The following is a 23,044-nucleotide window of genomic DNA, read 5'->3' as shown; positions in this document are numbered from 1 at the left end:
CGCCGTAAGGCGGCGCAGGCTTGGGACAATTAAAGCTGTGTTCAAAAATAACGTCCTGAATATCATTGTTTTCATGCCTCTGGCGCCCATTGTGCCGGTTCCAGAAATGCATTCGGCGCTGTGTTCAACAGCGCCGTGTCTGATTACTTGATCAGGCCAACCCGCGAGAAATTCGGCAGGTGGCTGAGTTTGGGTTCCGGCCAGCTCATCCAGACCGCAAAGGCCTTGCCGACGATATTCTTGTCGGGAACCATGCCCAGCAGATCCTTGGGAATGTTCGGATCATCCCAGTAGCGACTGTCGTTCGAGTTGTCGCGGTTGTCGCCCATCATGAAGTAGTGCCCGGCCGGCACGGTCCACGAATGGTCCGGCATGGCGCGGTAGCGGCTCATTTCCTTGCGGATCATGTGCTCGGCCGCACCGAGTTTTTCCTTGTAGAGCTCAGCGCTGCCCAACGTGCCCGGCTCGGAGCCGACCAGTTGTTCGGCGATCGATTGACCGTTGACGAACAGGCGCTTGTCGGCGGTGTAGCGAACCGTGTCGCCCGGCAAACCAACCACACGCTTGATGTAGTTGACGTTCGGGTCGCTCGGGTAGCGGAACACCATGACATCGCCGCGCTGCGGATCACCGACTTCGATGATTTTCTTGTCGATCACCGGCAAGCGGATCCCGTAGGAAAACTTGCTCACCAGGATGAAGTCGCCGACATCCAGGGTTGGCTTCATCGAACCGGAAGGAATCTGGAACGGCTCCACCAGGAACGAACGCAGCACCAGCACGATGAACAACACCGGGAAGAACGACTTGCCGTATTCGACCAGCAGCGGTTCTTTATTCAGCTTCTCGACTACCGCCCCATCAAGCTGGCTCACGCTGCCCTGATAGGCGTTGATGGCAGACCGGCGCCGTGGCGCCAGGAACAACAGATCGAGCAACGCCAAAAGACCGCAGACGAATACGGCGATGACCAGCAACAGCGGGAAATTTAGTGACATAGGACCTAACTATCCAACCTGAGCACTGCAAGGAAGGCTTCCTGTGGAATTTCCACGTTGCCGACCTGCTTCATGCGTTTCTTACCGGCCTTTTGCTTTTCCAGCAGCTTCTTCTTACGGCTGACGTCACCACCGTAGCATTTGGCCAATACGTTCTTTCTGAGCGCCTTGACGGTTGTCCGCGCCACAATCTGCCCGCCAATGGCGGCCTGGATTGCCACGTCGAACATCTGCCGCGGAATCAGTTCTTTCATCTTCTCGGTCAACTGGCGACCTTTGTAGTGCGAGTTGTCACGGTGCACGATCAGCGCCAGGGCATCGACCTTGTCACCGTTGATCAGCACGTCCAGTTTCACCAGGCTAGCCGATTGATAACGATCGAAATGGTAGTCCAGCGAAGCATAGCCGCGGCTGGTGGATTTCAGGCGGTCGAAGAAGTCCAGGACCACTTCGTTCATCGGCAGGTCATAGGTCACTTGTACCTGGGAGCCGAGGAACAGCATGTCGACCTGTACACCACGTTTTTCGATGCACAGGGTAATGACGTTGCCCAGGTGCTCTTGCGGCACAAGAATATTGGCCCGCACGATCGGCTCACGCATGTCTTCGATGGAAGACAGGTCTGGCAGCTTGGACGGGTTATCGACGTAGATCGTCTCGCCGGTCTTGAGCAGCAGCTCGAAGATTACCGTCGGCGCCGTGGTGATCAGGTCCAGGTTGTACTCGCGCTCCAGGCGCTCCTGGATGATTTCCATGTGCAGCATGCCGAGGAACCCGCAACGGAAACCGAAGCCCAGGGCGTCGGAACTTTCCGGGGTGTACTGCAGGGACGAGTCATTGAGCGTGAGTTTTTGCAGGGCTTCGCGGAAATCTTCGAAGTCGTCGGAGCTGACCGGGAACAGACCGGCGTAAACCTGCGGCTGAATACGTTTGAAGCCTGGCAGTACATCAACGTCCGGCGTCGAGCTCAAGGTCAGGGTGTCGCCCACTGGCGCACCGTGAATGTCCTTGATGCTGGCGATGATGAAGCCCACTTCACCGGCCTTGAGGTCTGCGGTAGGGGTGTGCTTCGGGTTGAATACACCGACGCTGTCTACCAGGTGGATCTTGCCGGTGGACTTGACCAGGATCTTGTCGCCCTTCTTCACACGACCGTGGCGCACGCGTACCAGGGAAACAACGCCCAGGTAATTGTCGAACCAGGAGTCGATGATCAACGCTTGCAGCGGATCTTCGTAGTTGCCGGTCGGTGCAGGAATGGTGGCGACCAGGCGCTCGAGCACTTCGTCGACGCCCAGACCGGTCTTGGCAGAGCAAGTGACCGCGTCGGTGGCATCGATGCCGATGATTTTCTCGATTTCTTCCTTCACGCGGTCCGGATCGGCCTGTGGCAGGTCGATCTTGTTCAGCACCGGCATCACTTCCAGGCCCTGCTCGATCGCCGTGTAGCAGTTGGCAACCGACTGCGCTTCAACGCCTTGACCGGCATCGACCACCAGCAGCGCGCCTTCACAGGCGGCCAGCGAACGGCTCACCTCATAGGTGAAGTCAACGTGGCCGGGGGTGTCAATGAAGTTCAGCTGGTAGTTGATACCGTCGCGAGCCTTGTAATACAGGGTGACGCTGTGCGCCTTGATGGTGATCCCGCGTTCACGCTCAAGGTCCATGGAGTCCAGGACCTGGGCTTCCATTTCGCGCTCGGCGAGGCCGCCACACATCTGGATGAAGCGATCGGCCAGCGTCGACTTGCCATGGTCAATGTGGGCGATGATGGAGAAATTGCGGATATGACTCAAATCACTCACGGATCAACACTCAAAAAGGCTGCAGGCATAGCCCGCCGAAAAATAGCCGGGAATTGTACCTGATCCACGGCGCAAGCGTCACGTTCGCAGGTCAGACGGTGCCTACAAAAACGCCCCGGTCTTGCGACAAGGGCGTTTTTTAACGTCAAAGCAGTCGGGAAATGCCCGCCATCAGCCAGCTCGACGCAACAGCCAGAGCCCCGCGACGGCACAAATACCCGCCGGCACCAGCACCGAAAGCAACGGCGGGAAGCCGAACACCTGGCTCGAAGGCCCCAGCAGATCCTGAACGATGCGGAAGGTGAAGCCCACCAGCACGCCGGTGAACACCCGTTGACCCAGGGTCACCGAACGCAGCGGACCAAAGATGAAGGAAATCGCCATCAACACCAGAGCGGCAGTCACCAGCGGCTGCAACACCTTGACCCAAAATGCCAGCCAGTAGCGGCCGTTGTTCAGCCCCTGGTCCGCCAGATAGTGGATGTAACCCCACAGGCCGCTGATCGACAGCGACTCCGGCACCATGACCACGGTGTTCAGCAACTGCGGGCTCAACGCAACTTCCCAACGCTCTTGCGGGGTCGCAACCACTTCGGTGCTGCGCTCGTGGAACAGCGTGGTCGTGACATCCGTCAGCTGCCAGTGATCGGTGTCGAACTCGGCGCGTTTGGCGAAGCTTGCCGACAGCATGTGCCGCTCGTTGTCGAAACGATAGCGGGTCACGCCGTACAGGATGCCGTTGGGTTGCACCGAGTTGACGTGAATGAACTCATCGCCCTGGCGGTGCCACAAGCCGTGCTTGGCGCTTTGTGCATCACCGCTGCCTTGGGCCAGCGAGCGATTGGCCTGCGCCATGGTTTCGGCGGGCGGAGCGACGTACTCGCCAACCAGCACGCCGGCCAGCATCAATACCAGCATCGGCTTCATGACCGCCCAGACGATCCGGCCGATCGACACACCGGCGGCGCGCATGATGGTCAGCTCACTGTTGCTGGCCAGGCTGCCCAGGCCGATCAGGCAACCGATCAGCGCGGCCATTGGCAACATTTCGTACATCCGGCGCGGCGCAGTCAGCGCCACATAACTCAGAACATCGACCAGGGTGTAGGTATCGCTGACTTCACCCATCTCGTCGATGAAGGCAAACAGAGTCGCCAGACCAAGGATGATCCCGAGCACCGCCAGGATCGCCATGAACACGCTGCTACCAATGTAGCGATCCAGCTTAACCACGGGCCACCTCCAGCGCGCTGCGGCGACTCGCCCTCTTCAAGCGCAAGGGTTCCCAATAGAGCAAGCCCAGGCCAATGGACAGGAAAATCCCGTGCACCCACCACAAGCCGAACGCCGCGGGGATCTTGCCCTTGTCGAGGGCACCGCGGGCGGCAATCAGAATGCTCAGGTAAGCCATATAAAGAAGAATCGCCGGCAGTAATTTGAGGAATCGACCCTGACGCGGGTTGACCCGCGACAGCGGCACCGCCATCAAGGTCACGATGAACACCAGCAACGGCAGAGACATGCGCCATTGCAGCTCGGCGCGCATGCGAATGTCTTCACTGCCGATCAACGTACGGGTCGGCATCGCGTCACGGTCGGTGACTTCGTCGCTGACTTCCGGTTTTGGCAGCAACACACCGTACTCGTCGTACTTGATCGCCCGGTAGTCGGCCTGCCCCGGATTACCGTCATAGCGATAGCCGTTATCAAGGATCAGGTAGCGGTTGCCGTCCGGACGAATTTCCTGGCGCCCCGTTTGCGCCACCAGCACGGAAATCCCGCGATCCTTGTTATTGGAACTGATGTTTTTCTGCGAGATGAACACACCACCCAGATTGACGCGGTCATCGGTCATGCGCTCGGTGTAGGTGACCCGGGTGCCGTCACGCAAAGCCTGGAAGCGCCCCGGCTCCAGGGTGTCGAACTCGGTCAGGGCATCCTGCTTGTTCAGCAGCAACTGAAACTGATTGGCCCCCTGTGGCGCCAGGCTCAGGCTCAGCCACGCCACCAGGAGTGCAACCAGGGTGGCCGGGAACAGCGTCATGCAAAACAACCGCTGCTGGCTCATGCCGGTGGCCGAGAGCACGGTCATTTCGCTTTCGAGGTACAGGCGCCCGTAGGACAACAGGATCCCGAGAAACAGCCCCAGCGGCAGGATCAGCTGGAGAAACCCTGGCAGGCGAAAGCCCATGATCAGGAACAACGAGCCCGGATCCAGCAGGCCCGAGGCCGCCTGTGCGAGGTATTTGATGAAGCGACCACTCATGATGATGACCAGCAGCACGGCACTGACGGCGCTCAAGGTCAACAGGACTTCGCGGGATAGATAACGGAAGACGATCAAACCAGACACTCCAGGGTTGTCAGGCTAAGGCGGCCAAACAAGCAAACGTATCGGGCGGCCCGCAAGGCAGAGCCGCCGAAAAAAGATGGCGCATTATCCTGTGATTGGGTGCGCCTGTCACTGCGCAAGCTCAAGCAGCCTGTCAAAGCGTTGAAGATCGTACAACCGAGGGTTGTCAGCCGCCGGTAGCGAGGTTCAAACTGCGGCCTTTGTCGCCGGTCGATCCTGGCGCCTTTCTGTTTATAAGCAATCGACGCACATAAGGTGTCGGGCGCATGCGTGATAACCATCAATTCAGGGACCCGGACATGGAACTGGTTGTAAAAAGCGTCAACCCCGAAACGTTGAAGACCGCCACTCTCGTGGTCTCCGTTGGCGAAGGCCGCAAGCTCGGCGCGGTTGCCAGACAACTCGACGAACTGAGCGGCGGCGCGATCAGCGCTGTGCTCAAGCGCGGCGACCTGGCCGGCAAGGTTGGCCAGAGCCTGTTGCTGCACAGCCTGCCGAACCTCAAGGCCGAGCGCGTGCTGTTGGTGGGCGTTGGCAAGGACGACGAGCTGGGTGACCGCCCGTTCCGCAAGATCATCGCCGGTATCCTCAATACCCTCAAAGACCTGGGCGGCAGCGATGCGGTGCTGGCTCTCGACGAAGTCGTGGTCAAAGGCCGCGACAGCTATGGCAAGACCCGCCTGCTGGCCGAAACCCTGGTGGACGGCGAGTACAGCTTCGACCAGTTCAAGAGCCAGAAAGCCGAACCCCGCGCGCTGAAGAAAATCACCCTGCTGACCATCAAGGCCGCCCAGGCTGAAGTGCAACGCGCCGTGACCCACGCCACCGCCATCGCCAACGGCATGGCCTTCACCCGCAACCTGGGCAACCTGCCGCCGAACATCTGCCACCCGACCTTCCTCGGCGAGCAGGCGAAAGACCTGGGCAAGGAATTCAAGGATCTGAAAGTCGAAGTCCTCGACGAGAAGAAGATCAAGGCCCTGGGCATGGGCTCGTTCTACGCCGTCGGCCAGGGCAGCGCCCAGCCTCCGCGCCTGATCGTCATGCAATACAACGGCGGCAAGAAATCCGAGAAGCCGTACGCGCTGGTCGGCAAAGGCATCACCTTCGACACCGGCGGCATCAGCCTCAAGCCGGGCGCCGGCATGGATGAAATGAAGTACGACATGGGCGGCGCCGCCAGCGTGTTCGGTACCCTGCGTGCCGTGCTCGAACTGAAGCTGCCGATCAACCTGGTGTGCATCCTGGCCTGCGCCGAAAACATGCCGAGCGGCAACGCTTCGCGCCCGGGCGATATCGTCACCACCATGAGCGGCCAGACCGTGGAAATCCTCAACACCGACGCCGAAGGCCGTCTGGTGCTGTGCGACGCCCTGACCTACTCCGAGCGCTTCAAGCCGCAAGCGGTCATCGACATCGCCACCCTGACCGGCGCCTGCGTGGTTGCCCTGGGTTCCCACACGTCGGGCCTTCTGGGCAACAACGACGAACTGATCGACCAACTGCTGAGCGCCGGCAAGGCTGCCGACGACCGCGCCTGGCAACTGCCGCTGTTCGATGAGTACCAGGAACAGCTGGACAGCCCGTTCGCCGACATCGCCAACATTGGCGGCCCGAAGGCCGGCACCATCACCGCGGCCTGCTTCCTGTCGCGCTTCACCAAGAACCTGAACTGGGCGCACCTGGACATCGCCGGCACGGCCTGGACCAGCGGCGGCAAGGACAAGGGCGCCACTGGCCGCCCGGTTCCCCTGCTGACCCAATACCTGCTGGACCGCGCCAAAGCCTGAAACCGTTGATGGGCGGCGGCGTCACTTTCCGGTGACGCCGCTTGCCGCTCTGGAACCGCAATGACCAAAGTCGACTTCTATATCCTGCCCAGCGCCGATCCTTCGGCACGCCTGGACTTTGCCTGCAAGCTCACCGAGAAAGCCTGGCGCATGGGCCACCGCATCTACCTGCATTGCAGCGACGCGGCCCAGCGTGACGATCTCGATGCGCGGCTGTGGGCGTTCAAGGGCGAAAGCTTCGTGCCCCACGGCCCTGCCGACAGCGAACCTGAAGGTTTGATTGTCCTGGGGTTGGGCGATGACTGCGGTCAGCACCAGGATTTGCTGGTCAATCTCGACCTGAAAGTCCCGGCCTTCGCCAACAGGTTCGCCCGGGTGGCGGAAGTGGTGGTGGAAGATCCAACGATCAGAGCGGCCGCGCGGGAGAGTTTCCGTTTCTACCGCGAACAGGGCTATCCTCTGCAAGATCACCGTTTACAGCGACTCTGAGCCTTCCAATGGACACTCCAAAACCGCTGCAACAGTCCGCGCACCTGCTGGACGACCTTGAGTCGATCCGCCAATTGCTCGGCGATGACAACCTGCAACCGCCCCTGCTGACCGACACGGTCGAGGAAGGTGACCAGGAACAGATTCCCATGTTGTTCGACGCCGTGAACGAGCCTTCGCCACCCGTCGTAGCGACAACCGCGACTCCCATCGTTGAACCCGTCACCGCGGCGACGCCGGCGCCTGCCGCCAGCAAGAGCCCGGACGACTTGCTGCATCTGGACAGCGAATTGCGCGCCGCCGCGCAGTTGATCATGCAAGACGTGATCGACGATTTCGCCCCACACATCGAGACCGAAATCAAACGCCGCCTCAGTGCGCGGCTGGAGCGGTTGTTGAGCCAGTACAACGACTGAACAACTTGCGGTGGGGGCTCGCTCCCACACAAAGTGCCCCGCCACAGGTTGAATCTTCAGGTGCTCAAGTAACGCCCGATCAACGCGATCCCGCTCGCCAGAACCAGCCACGTCACCAGCCGCACGAACGCCTCGCGGGACAACCTCATGGTCAGCCGTCGACCAAACCACAGCCCCAGCACCATCGCCGGCAACAGACAAACCGCCAGCACCAGCAACGGCAAATCGGCATACACACCGGCGATTGCAAACAGGCTCAAACGTACCACCGTGCTGCAACTGATCAGCGCACTCTGGGTGGCCCGGGCCGCCTCCTTGGGCAACCGACTGTTCAAATAGATCGCATAGAGAAAGCCGCCGCTGCCAAACAACGCACCAAACATTCCGCCCACCGTCCCCATCGGCAGCGCCCAAGCGGCGGACAACTGCGCCGGACGGACCTTTATCCACAGGCTGTAGATAGCATAGGCGCTGATAAACAGCCCCATCAACAGCAGCAACAGATCGGATTTCAGGTTCAGCAGGAATATCACGCCGAGGGTGCAGCCCACCGCCATGCACGGCAGCAAGCGCAGCAGTTCCGGTTTCGCCACATCACGCCGCGAGGGCAACAAGTTGCCGAACGCCGCAACAAAATCCAGCAGCACAAGCAGCGGGACGATTTTCGACAACGGCATGAACAGAATCAGAATTGGCCCCGCCACCAGCGCGGTGCCGAAACCGGCGATGCCGAATACGATGTAGGCCAGGGCGACGCCTGCACCGATGATCAGCCAGTCCTGCGGGCCGAAGGGCCATTGATTCAACAACTCGAGCACGTACACCTTCCTTGAATATCCGTTATCCCCGTAGGAGCTGCCGAAGGCTGCGATCTTTTGCTCTTGAAAGCAAATTCAAAAGATCGCAGCCTTCGGCAGCTCCTACAAGGGATCGTGCATTCAGTTGGAAAATGCCTTTAAACTGCGCCCCATGATTAAAGATCCCTTTGCAAGACTCGGCCTGGACCGCGAAGTCCTGACCGTCAGCCAGCTCAACGGCCGCGCGCGGGTGTTGCTTGAAGACGTGTTCAGCAACATCTGGGTCGAAGGCGAAATCTCCAACCTCGCCCGCCCGGCGTCCGGCCATGTGTATTTCACCCTCAAGGACAGCGGCGCCCAAGTGCGTTGCGCGCTGTTCCGGCAGAACGCGGCACGGGTTCGCCAGGCCTTGAAGGATGGCCTGGCGGTCAAGGTCCGTGGCAAGGTCTCGCTGTTCGAGGGGCGCGGTGATTATCAGCTGATCCTCGACACCGTGGAGCCGGCCGGCGACGGCGCCTTGCGCCTGGCCTTCGATGCACTCAAGGAAAAGCTCAGCGCCGAAGGCCTGTTCAGTGCCGAACGCAAGGTGCCGCTGCCGGCGCATCCGCAACGCATCGGCATCATCAGCTCGCCCACCGGGGCGGTGATTCGCGACATCATCAGCGTGTTCCGCCGCCGTGCGCCACAGGTGCAGTTGACCCTGATCCCTACCGCCGTACAGGGCCGCGAAGCCACAGCGCAGATTGTCCGCGCCCTGAAACTGGCGGATGCCCGCGGTTTCGACGCATTGATCCTGGCCCGAGGCGGCGGTTCGCTGGAGGACCTCTGGTGCTTCAACGAAGAAGCCGTGGCCCGCGCCATAGACACTTGCGTGACGCCGATTGTCAGTGCGGTCGGCCATGAAACCGACGTGTCGATCAGCGACTTCGTGGCCGACGTGCGCGCGCCCACCCCTTCCGCTGCCGCCGAATTGCTGGCACCGGACTCCAGCGACCTGGTGCGTCGGGTCGAAAGCCTGCACCGACGGCTGGTGATGCGCATGCGTGATCGCTTGATGCGCGACCGCCTGCGCCTGGAAGGCATCTCCCGGCGCCTGCGTCATCCCGGCGAGCGTCTGCGTCAGCAAGCACAGCGCCTGGATGACCTGGACATGCGCATGCGCCGCGCGTTCGAGCGCAGCCTCAACACCCGTCGCGAACGCTTGATCCGCCTGGAAACCCGTTTGGCCGCACAACATCCGGGCCGGCAACTGGCAATGCTTCGCCAACGCCTCGACAGCCTGGCCGAACGCCTGCCGCGCGCGATCCGCGAAGGGCTGAAGAACCGTCGCCTGCAATTACACAGCCAGATGCAGACACTGCATGTAGTCAGCCCGCTGGCGACCCTCGGCCGTGGTTACAGCATTTTGCTGGACGAGCGCGGCAACGCGATCCGCAACGCCGCGCAAACCCATACCGGCCAACGCCTGAAGGCCAAACTGGGCGAAGGTGAACTGCAAGTACGGGTCGAAGACAATCACCTGACGCCTGTCACCCTTTCTCTACTGGATTGATCCATGCCGCGTTTCTTTGCTCCGTTGCTGTTGCTGCTCCTGACCTTCAACGCCCACGCCGACAGCTACATCACCCGTCAGTTGAACAAACCGGTGCCGGGCGGCGTTGCGGTGGTGGATCTTGGGACTTCCGCCCAGGCGCCAAAAGCCACTTATCAAGGCAAACCGGTGCTGGTGGTCAAGGAACAGGACAACTGGCTGGCCATTGTCGGCCTACCGCTGACGGTCAAGCCGGGGGCTCAATCGGTCAGCAGTGGCGGTCGTAATCTGAATTTTACGGTTGGCAACAAGAAATACCCGGAACAGCGCATCACCCTGAAGAACACCCAACAGGTCAATCCGGACCCGGAAAATCTCAAGCGCATCGAGCGTGAACTGGCCGAGCAGATTACCGCTTACCGCACATTCAGCCCCAACACCCCGAGCAACCTGCTGCTGGACAAACCGGTGAACGGGCCGCTGTCGAGCAAGTTCGGCGTGCGGCGCTTTTTCAACGGTGAAGAACGCAACCCCCACTCAGGCCTGGACTTCGCCGTTCCGGCCGGCACACCGATCAAGACCCCGGCCGCCGGCAAGGTGATCCTGATCGGTAACTACTTCTTCAATGGCAACACGGTGTTCGTCGACCATGGCCAGGGCTTTATCAGCATGTTCTGCCACATGTCGAAAATCGACGTGAAGGTGGGGCAGCCACTGGCCCGTGGTGACGTGGTCGGCAAAGTCGGCGCGACTGGTCGCGCGACCGGGCCGCACATGCACTGGAACATCAGCCTGAACGATGCGCGGGTCGATCCGGCTATCTTCATTGGAGCGTTTCAGCCTTGATTATTGAGTAAGGCAGCTGACGCCATCGCGAGCAAGCTCGCTCCCACAGTGTCCGTGTTCACGCAGATCCAATGTGGGAGCGAGCTTGCTCGCGATGGCAATTTCACAGGCACCGAAAGCCGTCCGGCAGTGTCACCTCATCAATTGCGCACCGCTCAAACCTCGCGCAAACAACTAAACAATCACCGCCAATCACAGCAATAAAATCTCGATAAATACCCGCTCACGAGTATTCCTCTCAATTTTTTTCGACTGCTTGCCATCTTTCCCCCTCAAGGTTAGGGTTGAAGGCATGAAAACCTCTCACACCCTCATTCAGCTCCGCCAACACAGCAGCCTGTGCCTCGTCAGTGCACGACTGCCGGGCTGAATCGTGGTGCCTCGTCCCAAGCGTTAGTCCAAGAACTTTTGATCCACCGGCAGGCCGCCTTTTTTCGGCCAACACAATAAGGATTTCCCGATGAGCATGCTCAAAGACCCGTCTTCGAAATACCGCGCGTTCCCGACCATCGACATTCCGGACCGCACCTGGCCGTCGAAAACCATCACCGCCGCGCCGATCTGGTGCAGCTCCGACCTGCGCGACGGCAACCAGTCGCTGATCGAACCGATGGACGCCGTCAAGAAGCTGCGCTTCTGGAAAACCCTGGTGCAGGTCGGCGTGAAGGAAATCGAAGCGTCGTTCCCGGCCGCCTCGCAAACCGACTTCGACTTCGTCCGCACCCTGATCGAAGGCAACCACATCCCGGACGACACCACCATCCAGGTGCTGACCCAAGGCCGTGAAGACCTGATCGAGCGCACCTTCGAATCCCTGCGCGGCGCGAAGAAAGCCATCGTTCACCTGTACAACGCGACCTCCCCTTCTTTCCGCCGCATTGTCTTCAACCAGGACAAGGACGGGGTCAAGGCCATCGCTGTGAACGCCGCCAAGCTGTTCGTCAAATACGCGGCCATGCAGCCGGACACCGAGTGGACCTTCGAATACTCGCCAGAAACCTTCAGCGCAACCGAAATGGAGTTCGCCAAGGAAGTCTGCGACGCGGTGATCGAAGTCTGGAACCCGACGCCCGAGCACAAGATGATCCTCAACCTGCCGGCCACGGTGGAATGCGCGACGCCGAACATCTATGCCGACCAGATCGAATGGTTCGGCCGTCACATCAACCGTCGTGACAGCGTGATCATCAGCCTGCACACCCACAACGACCGTGGCACTGGCGTTGCCGCCACCGAACTGGGCCTGATGGCCGGCGCCGACCGTGTCGAAGGCTGTCTGTTCGGTAACGGCGAGCGTACCGGTAACGTCGACCTCGTGACCGTGGCACTGAACCTCTACACCCAGGGCGTGAACCCTGAGCTGGACTTCTCCGACATCGACGGCGTGCGCAAAGTCGTCGAAGAGTGCAACCAGATCCAGGTACACCCGCGTCACCCGTACGTCGGCGACCTGGTGCACACCGCGTTCTCCGGCTCGCACCAGGATGCGATCCGCAAGGGCTTTGCCCAGCAGAAATCCGATGCATTGTGGGAAGTCCCATACTTGCCGATCGACCCGGCCGACATCGGCCGTAGCTACGAGGCGGTCATTCGCGTCAACAGCCAGTCGGGCAAGGGCGGCATCGCCTACCTCCTGGAACAGGAATACGGCATCAGCCTGCCGCGTCGCATGCAGATCGAGTTCAGCCAGGTCGTGCAGCGTGAAACCGACCGCCTCGGCCTGGAAATGACCGCCCAGCAGATCCACGCATTGCTGTACAGCGAGTACTTGCAGGCCAACACCCCGTACGCGCTGGTCAGCCATCGCCTGCAGGAAGAAAACGGCCACAGCGCCGTTGAAGTGGAAGTGGCCAGCCAAGGCCAGGGCGAAACCAACCTGCACTGGCGCGGCAAGGGCAACGGCGCCCTGGAAGCACTGGTGGCCGGCCTGCCGGTACCGGTGGAAATCATGGACTACAACGAGCACGCCATCGGCGCGGGCACCAATGCCAAGGCTGCGGCCTACATTGAACTGCGTGTGAACGGTGAACGTGCGGTGCATGGCGTCGGCATCGATGAAAACATCACCACCGCCAGCTTCAAGGCCCTGTTCAGCGCGCTGAACCGTTCGTTGAGCCAGCCGGAAGCGAAAGCTGCCTAAGCGTCGCTGAAATGCAAAAGGCCCCAAGGTGATTACCTTGGGGCCTTTTTTGTTTGTGCGGCTTTAAGATCAAAAGATCGCAGCCTTCGGCAGCTCCTACATTGGAATGCGATCCCCTGTAGGAGCTGCCGAAGGCTGCGATCTTTTTGGACTCACCAGAACATCAGGTGAACTCGAAGGTATCGGCATCCAGATTCGCCGGAAACCGCGTGCGATACGCCGCCAGCTCTGCCGCATCCAGCACCACCTTGAACACCCCGTCTGCCTCTCCAGCACTGAGCAGCGTCTCACCCTGGAAATCCAGCACTTGGCTGTCACCGGTATAGGCAAAGCCCTTGCCATCAGTCCCGATGCGATTGACCGCCGCCACATAGCACAGGTTTTCGATCGCCCGCGCCGGCAGCAAGCGATTCCAGTGCTGGCGCCGTGCACCTGGCCAGTTGGCGGTGTACAGCAGCAGATCGGTGTCCTGGGCGTCACGGCTCCACACCGGGAAGCGCAGGTCGTAACAAATCAGCGGTCGCACTCGCCACCCTTTGAGCTCGAACTGCACCTGGCGCTCGCCGGGGGTGTAGTGGTTATGCTCACCGGCCATGCGGAACAGGTGACGCTTGTCGTAATGCAGCACTTCGCCATCCGGGCGTGCCCACAGCAGACGATTGCGATGACTGCCGTCGGCGGCCTGGACAATGACGCTGCCGGTGATCACTGCATCAAGCTTTGCCGCCTGAACCCGCAGCCACTTGCTGGTGGGGCCGTTTTCCGCTTCGGCGAGGGCCTCGGACTCCATGGAAAAACCGGTGGTGAACATCTCCGGCAGAATGATCAGGTCGGCGCCGCGAGCCTGTTCCAGCAATGGCTCGAAATGCTCGAGGTTGGCCTGGCGGTCGTGCCAGGCCAGGGACGTCTGGATCAGCGCAACGGTCAGTTTCGGCAATGCACTCAGATCACGCATAGTTTTTCCGCCGCTTCACGCAGTGTCTCCTCACGCTTGGCAAAGCACAGCCGCACCAGGCGCTGGCCGACCGGTGGCGTCTGGTAGAACACCGAAATCGGTATGCTCGCCACGCCATGCTCGCGAGTCATCCACAGGGCCATCTCGACGTCATTGAGGTCCGGGCGGATCTGCGAGTAATCGACCAACTGGAAATAGGTGCCGGTCACCCGGGTGAAGCTGAAACGCGACGGCACCAGCAGATCGCAGAACAAATCACGCTTGGCCTGGTAGAAATCCGGCAGTTCCTCGACGTGTTCAGGATGCTCGGCCATGTAATCGGCCAAGGCATATTGCAGCGGGGTCACGCCGCAGAAACTGACGTACTGGTGCACCTTTCGCAACTCCGCCGTCAGGGCCGGTGGCGCGACCACGTAGCCGGTTTTCCAGCCAGTGACGTGGTAGGTCTTGCCGAACGAGCTGACCACGAAGGCACGCTGATACAGCTCCTCATGGGCCAGCACGCTGACGTGGGGCACACCGTCAAACACCAGGTGTTCGTAGACTTCGTCACTGATCACATAAATGTCGCGATCACGGATCAAGGCTGCCAACTGGTCGAGTTCGGCACGACTGATCAATGCGCCACTGGGGTTGTGCGGGGTGTTGAGAATGATCATCCGCGTGCGCGGGCTCAATGCATCGGCGAGCTTCTGGAAATCGATGCTGAAATCGTCGAGGCCCAGTTGCACATGCACGCAACGACCGCCGGACAGTTCCACTGAAGGTTCGTAACTGTCGTACGCCGGGTCAAACACGATGACTTCGTCACCACTGTGGATAACCGCCTGAATGGCACAGAAAATCGCCTCGGTCGCACCGGGGGTGACCGTCACTTCGCTATCGGCATCCACCTGCACGCCATAACTGCGGGCGATCTTCGCCGCGATCTGCTGACGCAACACCGGCAGCCCGGTCATTGGCGAATACTGATTATGGCCACTGGCGATATGCCGACCGACCGCATCACACAGGGCCTGCGGGGCATCGAAATCGGGGAAGCCCTGGGACAGATTGAGCGCGCCGGTCTGAGCCGCGAGCTGAGACATCTGAGTGAAGATAGTGATGCCGACATTCGGCAGCTTGCTGGTGATCATCGGTGGTTCCCTGCTCTACACCCGGCTCTACGGCGGCGCGGGGGAGTCCGAGGATAGCCCAAACGGCAGGCATGAAAAAGGGCGCCATTGGCGCCCTTTCCATCCCACGGGAAAAACCTCGATCAGCGCTTGTCGCGACGCTTCTTGTCGGCCTTCTTGTGGTGCGACATCAAGCGGCGCTTCTTGTTGACCTGACGGTCGGTGAGCGTGTTCTTGTTGCCTTCGTACGGGTTCTCGCCACCCTTGAACTCGATGCGGATCGGCGTACCGACCAGCTTCAGCACACGGCGGTACGTGTTTTCCAGGTAACGCACGTAGGACTTCGGCACCTTCTCGATCTGGTTACCGTGGATCACGATGATCGGCGGGTTCGCGCCACCGAGGTGGGCATAACGCAGCTTGATCCGGCGGCTGTTGACCATCGGCGGCTGGTGCTCGCTGACCGCGTCTTCCAGGATCTGGGTCAGGCGGCTGGTCGGCCAGCGGGTAACCGCGGACTTGAACGAGTTCTGTACCGAGGCGTAGAGGTTGCCCACGCCAGTGCCGTGCAGTGCCGAGATAAAGTGAATATCGGCAAACTCGACGAAGAACAGGCGACGCTGCAACTCGATCTTGACGAAGTCGCGCTCGCTCGGCGTCATGCCGTCCCACTTGTTGATCGCGATGACCAATGCACGACCGGCCTCGAGGGCAAAGCCCAGCAGGTTGAGGTCGTGGTCCACCACGCCTTCGCGGGCGTCCATCACGAAGATCACCACGTTGGCGTCTTTGATCGCTTGCAGGGTTTTGACCACGGAGAACTTTTCGACTTCTTCGTGGATCTTGCCGCGCTTGCGCACACCGGCGGTGTCGATCAGCGTGTACTTCTCGTCGTTACGCTCGAACGGGATGTAGATACTGTCGCGGGTGGTGCCGGGTTGGTCGTAGACGATTACCCGGTCTTCCCCGAGCATGCGGTTGACCAGGGTCGACTTGCCGACGTTCGGACGGCCGATGATCGCGATCTTGATCCCGTCTTTTTCGCTTGGGCCAGGAATGCGCTTGGCTTCCTCGCCTTCGGCGACGTCTTCTTCCTCGCCTTCTTCCAGCTCGTCGTCGTCTTTCGGGAAGTCACTCAGGGCGATTTCCAGCATCTGGGTGATGCCACGACCGTGAGCACCGGCGATCGGAATCGCATGGCCCATGCCCAGCGGAGCGAATTCGGCGCGGGCCATTTCCGGGTCGATGTTGTCGACCTTGTTGGCAACCACGTAGGAACGCTTGTTACGTTTGCGCAAATGCTCGGCGATCATCTGGTCGGCGGCGGTGAAACCGGCCTTGGCATCTACCAGGAACAGAACGACATCTGCTTCTTCGATGGCCAGCAGCGACTGCTCGGCCATCTTTTCGTCCATACCGTGCTCGTCACCGGAGATACCGCCGGTGTCGATCAGAATGTAGGAACGCCCTTGCCACTTGGCCTCACCGTACTGGCGATCACGGGTCAGACCGGACAAGTCGCCGACGATGGCGTCACGAGTCCTGGTCAGGCGGTTGAACAAGGTGGACTTGCCGACGTTCGGTCGGCCCACCAGGGCGATTACGGGAACCATGCGGCTCTCCACTTCGTTATTTCAGAAAATACAAAAGCCGCTGCGAGGCAGCGGCTGGTGCTCGGGGCAACGCTTGAAAGCGCTGCAAACCCCAGTAAACCGGGGCCGCTTGGGGGTTAAACCCCAAGCATAGTCGTTACTTGATGGTCAGGGCTTCCAGTTTGCCGCTGTTGCCATATACATAAATCGTGTCACCCACCACCAGCGGACGGGCACGCAGGCCGTCGCTGTCGATGCGCTCGCGGCCGACGAAACGACCGTCCACCTGACTCAGCAGGTGCAGGTAACCTTCCAGGTCACCGACTGCAACGTAGCTGGAGAACACTTCCGGAGCCGACAGTTGACGGCGGGCCAGCGAGTCGTTGCTCCACAAGGCTGTGGTGGAACGCTCGTCGACGCCTTCAACGGTGCCCGAAGACAGGCTCACATAAACGGTACCGAAACCCTGGGCGACACCGGAATAGCTGGAAGCATCACGCTGCCAGAGCTGACGGCCGCTTTGCAGGTCCAGAGCGGCAACGCGCCCCTGATAGCTGGCGACATACAGCGTCTCGCCCGACAGCAGCAAGCCACCGTCGATGTCGACCACGCGCTCCAGCTCCGAACGACCTTGCGGGATCGCTACGCGCTGTTCCCACACCGGTACGCCGTTGGAGATGTCCACGGCAACCACTTTACCGGTCGACAGGCCAGCCACCGCGAGGCGGTTGGTCACGATCGGCGCACTGGTACCCCGCAGGGTCAGTACCGCAGGCGTGCTGTCATAGATCCAGCGACGGTCACCGGTGGAAGCATCCAGGCCGATCAGACGATCGTCCTGGGTCTGAACCACCACGACGTCACCGTTGTTGGCTGGTGGCGCCAGTACTTCGCTGGACACGCGAGCGCGCCACTTTTCTTCACCGTTGATCGCGTCCAGGGCAACGATTTCACCCTTGATCGTACCAATGGTGACCAGACCGTAAGCTACGCCAACGGCGCCGGAGACAGGCAGCTCGAGGTCTTTCTTCCATTTGACGTCGCCGGTGTTGCGGTCCATCGCCATCAACACGCCAGTGACGTCGGCGGCATAGATGGTATCGCCATCGATGGCCGGAACCAGCATGTTGTAGGATTCGCCCTGACCGTCACCGATCGAACGACTCCACTGCTTGTGCAGAACCACTTCTTCCTTGAAGTCGACCAGTTCGGCCGGAGGCAATTCTTTTTTGCTGTTGCTGCTGCAACCCGCGGCCAACAAGGCCAGAGCCAGCAATGCTGCATGTTTCCAACGAATCACGTCACGCATCCCCTTTGGCCAGGTCGTCCAGCTTGATTTGCAGGCCACCGACCGCCGCTTCATCCGACAGTGCCGCCTTGGCTTTTTGATACGCCGCGCTCGCCTCGTCGGTACGACCCAACTGCACCAGCAGGTCGCCCTTGAGCTCTTCGCGAGTGGCCAGGAATGCCTTGTCAGCATCACCTTCGAGCAGCTTCAGTGCTTCGTCGGCCTTGTTCTGCGCGCCGAGTACCTGGGCCAGACGCTGACGGGCGATTTCGCCCAGCGCCGGGTTGGCCGGTTTGGCGACAATGGCTTTTAGCTCGGTGGCCGCGTCGTCCAGCTTGCCGCTGTCGACCGCAACCTTGGCCACGAACAGGCTGCCGTACTGCGCGTAGGCGCTGCCGCCGAACTCGCTGTTGAGCTTGCCGGCAAGATCCGAAACACGGGCCGCATCAGGCTTGCCGTCAGGCGTCAGCGTGGTTTCGAGCAATTGCTGATAGAGAATCGAGGCGCCTTGCGACTGATTGCTCTGATATTTCTGGAACGCCTGCCAGCCGAACACGATGACCAGCGCCAACAGGCCGCCAGTTACCAGGGGCTTGCCGTTGCGTGACCACCACTCCTTGAAATCCGCCAGATGTTCGTCTTCGGTACTCGACACCCCAATACTCCTTAATCGCTAATTCGGCTGTTTAGACAGCTTCAACCCTGCACGACGCAGGTGGCCAGGTGTGCTGCAAGCGCATCCCAGGCAATGCTTTGTTGTTCGCCCTGGCCACGCAGGGGTTTGAAACCTACCACTTGCTGGGCCATTTCGTCGTCACCGAGGATCAGCGCGTACAGCGCGCCGCTCTTGTCGGCCTTCTTGAACTGGCTTTTGAAACTGCCGGCGCCGGCATTCACTTGCAGGCGCAGGTTGGGCAACTGGTCACGAACGCGCTCCGCCAGGGTCAGGCCGGCCAGTTCGGCAGCTTCACCGAAGGCACAGAGGTAGACGTCGACCTGCCGGGAGATCTCTTGCGGGATCTGCTCCAGGGTTTCGAGCAACAGCACCAGGCGTTCGATGCCCATGGCAAAGCCAACACCGGCGGTCGGCTTGCCGCCCATCTGCTCCACCAGGCCGTCGTAACGGCCACCGGCACACACGGTGCCCTGGGCGCCGAGTTTGTCGGTGACCCATTCGAAAACGGTCTTGCTGTAGTAATCCAGCCCGCGAACCAGCTTCGGGTTGATCACGTAAGGAATGCCGGCGGCGTCCAGGCGAGCCTTGAGGCTCTCGAAATGCACGCGGGATTCCTCGTCGAGGTAGTCGGCCATTTTCGGCGCATCGACCAGAATCGCCTGTGTCTCGGCGTTCTTGGTGTCCAGGACCCGCAACGGGTTGGTCTTCAGGCGGCGCTGGCTGTCTTCGTCCAGTTTGTCCAGATGCCCGGACAGGAACTCGACCAGTGCTTCGCGATAACGACCACGGGATTCGCTGGTGCCCAGGCTGTTGAGCTCGAGTTTCACCGCATCGCGGATGCCCAGTTCGCCCCACAGGCGCCAGGTCAGCACGATCAGCTCGGCGTCGATGTCCGGACCGTCGAGGTTGAACACCTCCACACCGATCTGGTGGAACTGGCGATAACGGCCTTTCTGCGGACGCTCGTGGCGGAACATCGGGCCGATGTACCAGAGTTTCTGAACCTGGCCACCACCGGTGATGCCGTGCTCCAGCACCGCGCGCACACAGGCCGCCGTGCCTTCAGGGCGCAGGGTCAGGGAGTCGCCGTTGCGGTCGTCGAAGGTGTACATCTCTTTTTCGACGATGTCGGTCACTTCACCGATGGAACGCTTGAACAGTTCGGTGAACTCGACGATCGGCATGCGGATCTGCTTGTAACCGTAGTTATCCAGCAGGCGCGAAACGGTGCCTTCGAAATGACGCCACAGGGGAGTCTGCTCGGGCAGGATGTCGTTCATGCCACGAATGGCTTGCAGAGACTTGCTCACTATAAATCCTTAAATTCGTTCGGCTCTTCAGTCAGGTTCAGCCGCGCGCGATAACGGCAGCGTCAGCTTCGACCTTTTCGGCCGCTTTCTGGCGGATCAAGCGTTCAAGCTCATCCACCAGATTGTCATTCGTCAGTTTCTGCGACGGCTTGCCGTCGATGTAAATCAGGTTCGGTGTGCCGCCGGTCAAGCCGATATGGGCTTCCTTGGCCTCACCCGGCCCGTTGACCACGCAACCGATGACCGCAACATCCAGCGGCACCAAAAGGTCTTCGAGGCGCCCTTCCAGCTCGTTCATGGTCTTGACCACATCGAAGTTCTGCCGCGAGCAGCTCGGGCAGGCGATGAAGTTGATGCCACGGGAACGCAGGTGCAGGGATTTGAGAATGTCGTAGCCGACTTTCACTTCCTCGACCGGGTCGGCCGCCAACGAGATGCGAATAGTATCGCCAATCCCTTCGGCGAGCAGCATACCGAGGCCCACGGCAGATTTCACCGTGCCGGAACGCAAACCACCGGCTTCAGTGATGCCCAGGTGCAGTGGCTGGACGATTTCCTTGGCCAGCAAGCGGTAGGCTTCGACGGCCATGAACACGTCGGAAGCTTTCACGCTGACCTTGAAGTCCTGGAAATTCAGGCGTTCAAGGTGCTCGACGTGGCGCAAGGCAGACTCGACCAGCGCCGCCGGGGTCGGCTCGCCGTATTTCTTTTGCAGGTCTTTTTCCAGGGAACCGGCGTTCACGCCGATACGGATCGGGATCCCGCGGTCACGGGCGGCATCCACCACCGCACGCACACGGTCTTCGCGACCGATGTTGCCCGGGTTGATCCGCAGGCAATCGACACCCAATTCGGCTACGCGCAAAGCGATCCGGTAATCGAAGTGAATGTCGGCAACCAGGGGTACTTTGACAAGCTGCTTGATCTTGCCGAAGGCTTCGGCGGCGTCCATGTCCGGTACGGAAATCCGCACGATATCGACGCCGGCCGCTTCCAGGCGATTGATTTGCGCGACCGTGGCCGCGACATCGTTGGTGTCGCTGTTGGTCATGCTCTGCACAGCGATAGGCGCATCGCCGCCAACAGGCACGTTACCGACCCAGATCTTGCGGGATTCGCGACGTTTGATTGGAGATTCGCCGTGCATGACTTATTGACCCAACTTCAGGCGAGCAGTCTCGCCACTGGTGAACGGAGCGACATCAACCGGCTGGCCGTTGTAGCTGACCTGAGCGCCGCGGGCAAAGCCCAGACGCACGGCAAACGGTGGTTTGCCATTGACTGCCAGGCTGTCGCCTTTGCGTTTGAGACCGCTGAACAGCACCTTGCCGCTACCGTCGGTCACTTGTGTCCAGCAATCGGAGGTGAACTGCACCTGAACCTGGCCTTGACCGGCCACCGGCGCGGCTGCGGCTGCGGCTGGAGCCGGAGCGACTACCGGTGCAGTCGCCACCGGGGCCGGAACAACTGGAGTTGCCGGAACCGGAGTTGCCGGGGTCACCGGCGCTACGACAACAGGCGCGGTGGTGTGCGCGGGTGCGGCTGGCGTGGTCGGCGCTGCCGGGGCGGCTGGCGCAGTCGCTTGAGTCTCTTCTGCTGCTTCAGCCGGAGCGTTGGCCAGGGGCAGCGCAAGGGCGGTTCCGCCTTCGGATTGACCTTCCACGACGGCCTGGTCTTCCGGCTCGTCCAGCGGGTGAATCTGTGTCGTACCGTCGGCACCTTCGACTTCTACGTGCTCTGGTGCCAGACCGATCAGGTCCTTGGTGCGCATCGAGGTCTGATCCTGCCACCAGATGAAACCGCCACCGATCACCGCAACCAGCAACAGCAGGCTGACGATTCGCAAAATGGTGTGGGAAACCCGGACCGGCTCTTCGATACGACCCAGGCTGTGAACACTGCTGCCCTGGGAATCGGTACCGGTGGATTGATCGAATTGCTGGACCAGAACGGCCTGGTCCATGCCGAGCAATTTGGCATAGGCGCGAATATAACCGCGGGCAAAAGTATGCCCGGGCAGCTTGTCGAAGGCGCCGGCTTCCAGATTGCTCAGGGAAGTGGTGGTGAGGTTGAGCTTGAGGGCCACTTCGGCCAGCGACCAGCCATTGCTTTCGCGGGCCTGGCGCAAAGTCTCACCGGGATTTACGCGATTCGCTGCTACAACTTCGGGATGCGCCGCTTTCATCATTGCTCCGACAGGTATTGCTGATATTCCGGCGTACCGGGATAGAGTCTTTTTAGTTGCAGGCCTTTGCTTGCGGCCTTGTCGCGGTCTTCGAACACTTTTGCCAGCCGAATGCCGAGCAATAGACTACGTGCATTTTGTTCGGAGAGCTGGCTAAAACGGTCGTAATAGTCACGCGCGGGCACATAATGCCTGTCTTCGTAAGACAACTCAGCCATTTCCAGCAATGCACGAGGTTGTTGGCGGTTCAGGCGCAGCGCTTTTTCCAGTTGCTGCAGGGCCAGATCCCGCTGACCGAGCATTGCAGCGGTCATGCCCAGGTTCTCGAACACCCGCGAACGCTCAGGATACAGGGTATCGGCAGCGGCTTGTTCAAAGCGCTCGTAGGCTTCGTTGTAACGTTTCTGCTCGAACAAAAAACTGCCGTAGTTATTGAGGATTCGCGCATCGGCGGGACGGGAAGCCAGCGCCTTGCGAAAATGCTCGTCAGCCAGTTCCGGCTCCATCTCGGCCTGGAACACCAGCCCCAGCGCCGCGTTGGCATCAGGGTCGGAGCCATCAAGCTCCAACGCTTTCTTCAGCGGAACCTTGGCGCGCTCGGTCATGCCTTGTTGCAAATACCCGATACCGAGTTGCACGTACGCCTCACGCGCTTCATCACGGCCCTTGCTGGTCTTCATCGGGTTGTAGTCGCCCGAAAGCACGCAGCCAGCACACAGGCTGGCCAACAGCAAAAGCAGCGCAAAGCGCAGGGACAT

General features: G+C 60.5%; 20 protein-coding genes. 6 read left to right on the top strand and 14 right to left on the bottom strand.

Translation table 11 applies throughout. From position 1 onward, the window contains the following. Window positions 1–143: 143 nt before the first annotated feature. From lepB to lptF, 4 genes are all read right to left on the bottom strand, one after another. Window positions 144–998 (bottom strand): signal peptidase I, encoded by an 855-nt coding sequence (lepB, locus tag AC3IP0_RS05030; RefSeq protein ID WP_489318487.1) that lies wholly within the window; start codon window positions 996–998, stop codon window positions 144–146. 5 nt (window positions 999–1,003) lie between these two features. Further along, entirely contained in the window at window positions 1,004–2,803 is a 1,800-nt protein-coding gene (gene lepA, locus AC3IP0_RS05025) for a translation elongation factor 4 (protein ID WP_223458623.1), read from the bottom strand. 171 nt (window positions 2,804–2,974) lie between these two features. After that, window positions 2,975–4,036: an LPS export ABC transporter permease LptG gene (gene lptG, locus AC3IP0_RS05020; protein WP_489318486.1), complete on the bottom strand. Its 1,062-nt coding sequence runs from the start codon at window positions 4,034–4,036 to the stop codon at window positions 2,975–2,977. Beyond that, a complete protein-coding gene (gene lptF / locus AC3IP0_RS05015; RefSeq protein WP_489326780.1) occupies window positions 4,029–5,147 on the bottom strand; it encodes an LPS export ABC transporter permease LptF in 1,119 nt (372 codons plus the stop codon). The genes lptG and lptF overlap by 8 nt, the downstream gene beginning before the upstream one ends. Before the next feature lie 308 nt (window positions 5,148–5,455). Between lptF and AC3IP0_RS05010 the strand changes: the two genes are divergently transcribed. Genes AC3IP0_RS05010 through AC3IP0_RS05000 form a run of 3 tightly spaced genes read left to right on the top strand, consistent with a single transcriptional unit; the run spans window position 5,456 to window position 7,851 of the window. Continuing rightward, window positions 5,456–6,946, top strand: coding sequence for a leucyl aminopeptidase (locus tag AC3IP0_RS05010; protein ID WP_489319722.1), 1,491 nt, complete (start codon window positions 5,456–5,458; stop codon window positions 6,944–6,946). Between the two features lie 60 nt (window positions 6,947–7,006). After that, on the top strand, window positions 7,007–7,435 hold the full coding sequence (locus tag AC3IP0_RS05005) for a DNA polymerase III subunit chi (protein ID WP_095945770.1): 429 nt from the start codon (window positions 7,007–7,009) through the stop codon (window positions 7,433–7,435). A gap of 8 nt (window positions 7,436–7,443) precedes the next feature. Continuing rightward, window positions 7,444–7,851 carry a DNA polymerase III subunit chi gene (locus AC3IP0_RS05000; protein ID WP_489326778.1) on the top strand — a complete coding sequence of 136 codons (408 nt, stop codon included), beginning with the start codon at window positions 7,444–7,446 and terminating at the stop codon, window positions 7,849–7,851. Window positions 7,852–7,907: 56 nt separating this feature from the next. On the opposite strand, the gene AC3IP0_RS04995 is transcribed toward AC3IP0_RS05000, so the two are convergent. Next, a complete protein-coding gene (locus AC3IP0_RS04995; protein WP_489318483.1) occupies window positions 7,908–8,675 on the bottom strand; it encodes a sulfite exporter TauE/SafE family protein in 768 nt (255 codons plus the stop codon). Window positions 8,676–8,820: 145 nt separating this feature from the next. Here AC3IP0_RS04995 and xseA point away from each other — a divergent pair, with 145 nt between their 5' ends. The 3 genes from xseA to leuA all read left to right on the top strand — a co-directional run bounded on the left by xseA (window position 8,821) and on the right by leuA (window position 13,165). Continuing rightward, the gene (xseA, locus tag AC3IP0_RS04990) at window positions 8,821–10,200 is read left to right on the top strand and encodes an exodeoxyribonuclease VII large subunit (protein WP_489318482.1); all 1,380 of its coding nucleotides are present in this window, start codon (window positions 8,821–8,823) and stop codon (window positions 10,198–10,200) included. 3 nt (window positions 10,201–10,203) lie between these two features. Beyond that, complete coding sequence (locus AC3IP0_RS04985) at window positions 10,204–11,025, top strand: peptidoglycan DD-metalloendopeptidase family protein (RefSeq protein ID WP_489318481.1); 822 nt, start codon at window positions 10,204–10,206, stop codon at window positions 11,023–11,025. A gap of 460 nt (window positions 11,026–11,485) precedes the next feature. After that, on the top strand, window positions 11,486–13,165 hold the full coding sequence (gene leuA, locus AC3IP0_RS04980) for a 2-isopropylmalate synthase (RefSeq protein ID WP_008053238.1): 1,680 nt from the start codon (window positions 11,486–11,488) through the stop codon (window positions 13,163–13,165). A gap of 163 nt (window positions 13,166–13,328) precedes the next feature. Here leuA and AC3IP0_RS04975 read toward each other — a convergent pair whose 3' ends face one another. The 9 genes from AC3IP0_RS04975 to pilW all read right to left on the bottom strand — a co-directional run bounded on the left by AC3IP0_RS04975 (window position 13,329) and on the right by pilW (window position 23,044). Further along, the gene (locus tag AC3IP0_RS04975) at window positions 13,329–14,120 is read right to left on the bottom strand and encodes an amidohydrolase (protein ID WP_489318480.1); all 792 of its coding nucleotides are present in this window, start codon (window positions 14,118–14,120) and stop codon (window positions 13,329–13,331) included. Beyond that, on the bottom strand, window positions 14,108–15,256 hold the full coding sequence (locus tag AC3IP0_RS04970) for a pyridoxal phosphate-dependent aminotransferase (protein ID WP_489326776.1): 1,149 nt from the start codon (window positions 15,254–15,256) through the stop codon (window positions 14,108–14,110). Before AC3IP0_RS04970 ends, AC3IP0_RS04975 begins: the two co-directional genes overlap by 13 nt. A gap of 122 nt (window positions 15,257–15,378) precedes the next feature. Next, entirely contained in the window at window positions 15,379–16,848 is a 1,470-nt protein-coding gene (gene der / locus AC3IP0_RS04965; protein ID WP_046040936.1) for a ribosome biogenesis GTPase Der, read from the bottom strand. A 136-nt stretch (window positions 16,849–16,984) separates the two neighbouring features. Further along, window positions 16,985–18,136 (bottom strand): outer membrane protein assembly factor BamB, encoded by a 1,152-nt coding sequence (bamB, locus tag AC3IP0_RS04960; protein WP_489318478.1) that lies wholly within the window; start codon window positions 18,134–18,136, stop codon window positions 16,985–16,987. Next, window positions 18,129–18,770, bottom strand: coding sequence for a tetratricopeptide repeat protein (locus tag AC3IP0_RS04955; RefSeq protein ID WP_223446979.1), 642 nt, complete (start codon window positions 18,768–18,770; stop codon window positions 18,129–18,131). Before AC3IP0_RS04955 ends, bamB begins: the two co-directional genes overlap by 8 nt. Window positions 18,771–18,811: 41 nt before the next feature. After that, entirely contained in the window at window positions 18,812–20,101 is a 1,290-nt protein-coding gene (gene hisS / locus AC3IP0_RS04950) for a histidine--tRNA ligase (protein ID WP_489318477.1), read from the bottom strand. Window positions 20,102–20,138: 37 nt separating this feature from the next. Then, window positions 20,139–21,248 (bottom strand): flavodoxin-dependent (E)-4-hydroxy-3-methylbut-2-enyl-diphosphate synthase, encoded by a 1,110-nt coding sequence (gene ispG / locus AC3IP0_RS04945; protein ID WP_007944259.1) that lies wholly within the window; start codon window positions 21,246–21,248, stop codon window positions 20,139–20,141. 3 nt (window positions 21,249–21,251) lie between these two features. Beyond that, the gene (locus AC3IP0_RS04940) at window positions 21,252–22,286 is read right to left on the bottom strand and encodes a RodZ domain-containing protein (RefSeq protein ID WP_489326774.1); all 1,035 of its coding nucleotides are present in this window, start codon (window positions 22,284–22,286) and stop codon (window positions 21,252–21,254) included. Beyond that, entirely contained in the window at window positions 22,286–23,044 is a 759-nt protein-coding gene (gene pilW / locus AC3IP0_RS04935) for a type IV pilus biogenesis/stability protein PilW (RefSeq protein WP_489318476.1), read from the bottom strand. Before pilW ends, AC3IP0_RS04940 begins: the two co-directional genes overlap by 1 nt.

The sequence above is a fragment of the Pseudomonas sp. GL_103 genome (genome assembly GCF_057835175.1).
The sequence above is the reverse complement of the archived record's forward strand: the minus strand, read 5'-3'. Positions and strand labels throughout refer to the sequence as shown.

Excerpts from the sequence above, each read along its gene's own strand:
- lepB (WP_489318487.1), bottom strand. The coding sequence starts at position 998 with ATGTCACTAAATTTCCCGCTGTTGCTGGTCATCGCCGTATTCGTCTGC.
- AC3IP0_RS05010 (WP_489319722.1), top strand. The coding sequence starts at position 5,456 with ATGGAACTGGTTGTAAAAAGCGTCAACCCCGAAACGTTGAAGACCGCC.
- AC3IP0_RS05005 (WP_095945770.1), top strand. The coding sequence starts at position 7,007 with ATGACCAAAGTCGACTTCTATATCCTGCCCAGCGCCGATCCTTCGGCA.
- AC3IP0_RS05000 (WP_489326778.1), top strand. The coding sequence starts at position 7,444 with ATGGACACTCCAAAACCGCTGCAACAGTCCGCGCACCTGCTGGACGAC.
- xseA (WP_489318482.1), top strand. The coding sequence starts at position 8,821 with ATGATTAAAGATCCCTTTGCAAGACTCGGCCTGGACCGCGAAGTCCTG.
- AC3IP0_RS04985 (WP_489318481.1), top strand. The coding sequence starts at position 10,204 with ATGCCGCGTTTCTTTGCTCCGTTGCTGTTGCTGCTCCTGACCTTCAAC.
- leuA (WP_008053238.1), top strand. The coding sequence starts at position 11,486 with ATGAGCATGCTCAAAGACCCGTCTTCGAAATACCGCGCGTTCCCGACC.
- AC3IP0_RS04975 (WP_489318480.1), bottom strand. The coding sequence starts at position 14,120 with ATGCGTGATCTGAGTGCATTGCCGAAACTGACCGTTGCGCTGATCCAG.
- AC3IP0_RS04970 (WP_489326776.1), bottom strand. The coding sequence starts at position 15,256 with ATGATCACCAGCAAGCTGCCGAATGTCGGCATCACTATCTTCACTCAG.
- der (WP_046040936.1), bottom strand. The coding sequence starts at position 16,848 with ATGGTTCCCGTAATCGCCCTGGTGGGCCGACCGAACGTCGGCAAGTCC.
- bamB (WP_489318478.1), bottom strand. The coding sequence starts at position 18,136 with ATGCGTGACGTGATTCGTTGGAAACATGCAGCATTGCTGGCTCTGGCC.
- ispG (WP_007944259.1), bottom strand. The coding sequence starts at position 21,248 with ATGCACGGCGAATCTCCAATCAAACGTCGCGAATCCCGCAAGATCTGG.
- AC3IP0_RS04940 (WP_489326774.1), bottom strand. The coding sequence starts at position 22,286 with ATGAAAGCGGCGCATCCCGAAGTTGTAGCAGCGAATCGCGTAAATCCC.
- pilW (WP_489318476.1), bottom strand. The coding sequence starts at position 23,044 with ATGTCCCTGCGCTTTGCGCTGCTTTTGCTGTTGGCCAGCCTGTGTGCT.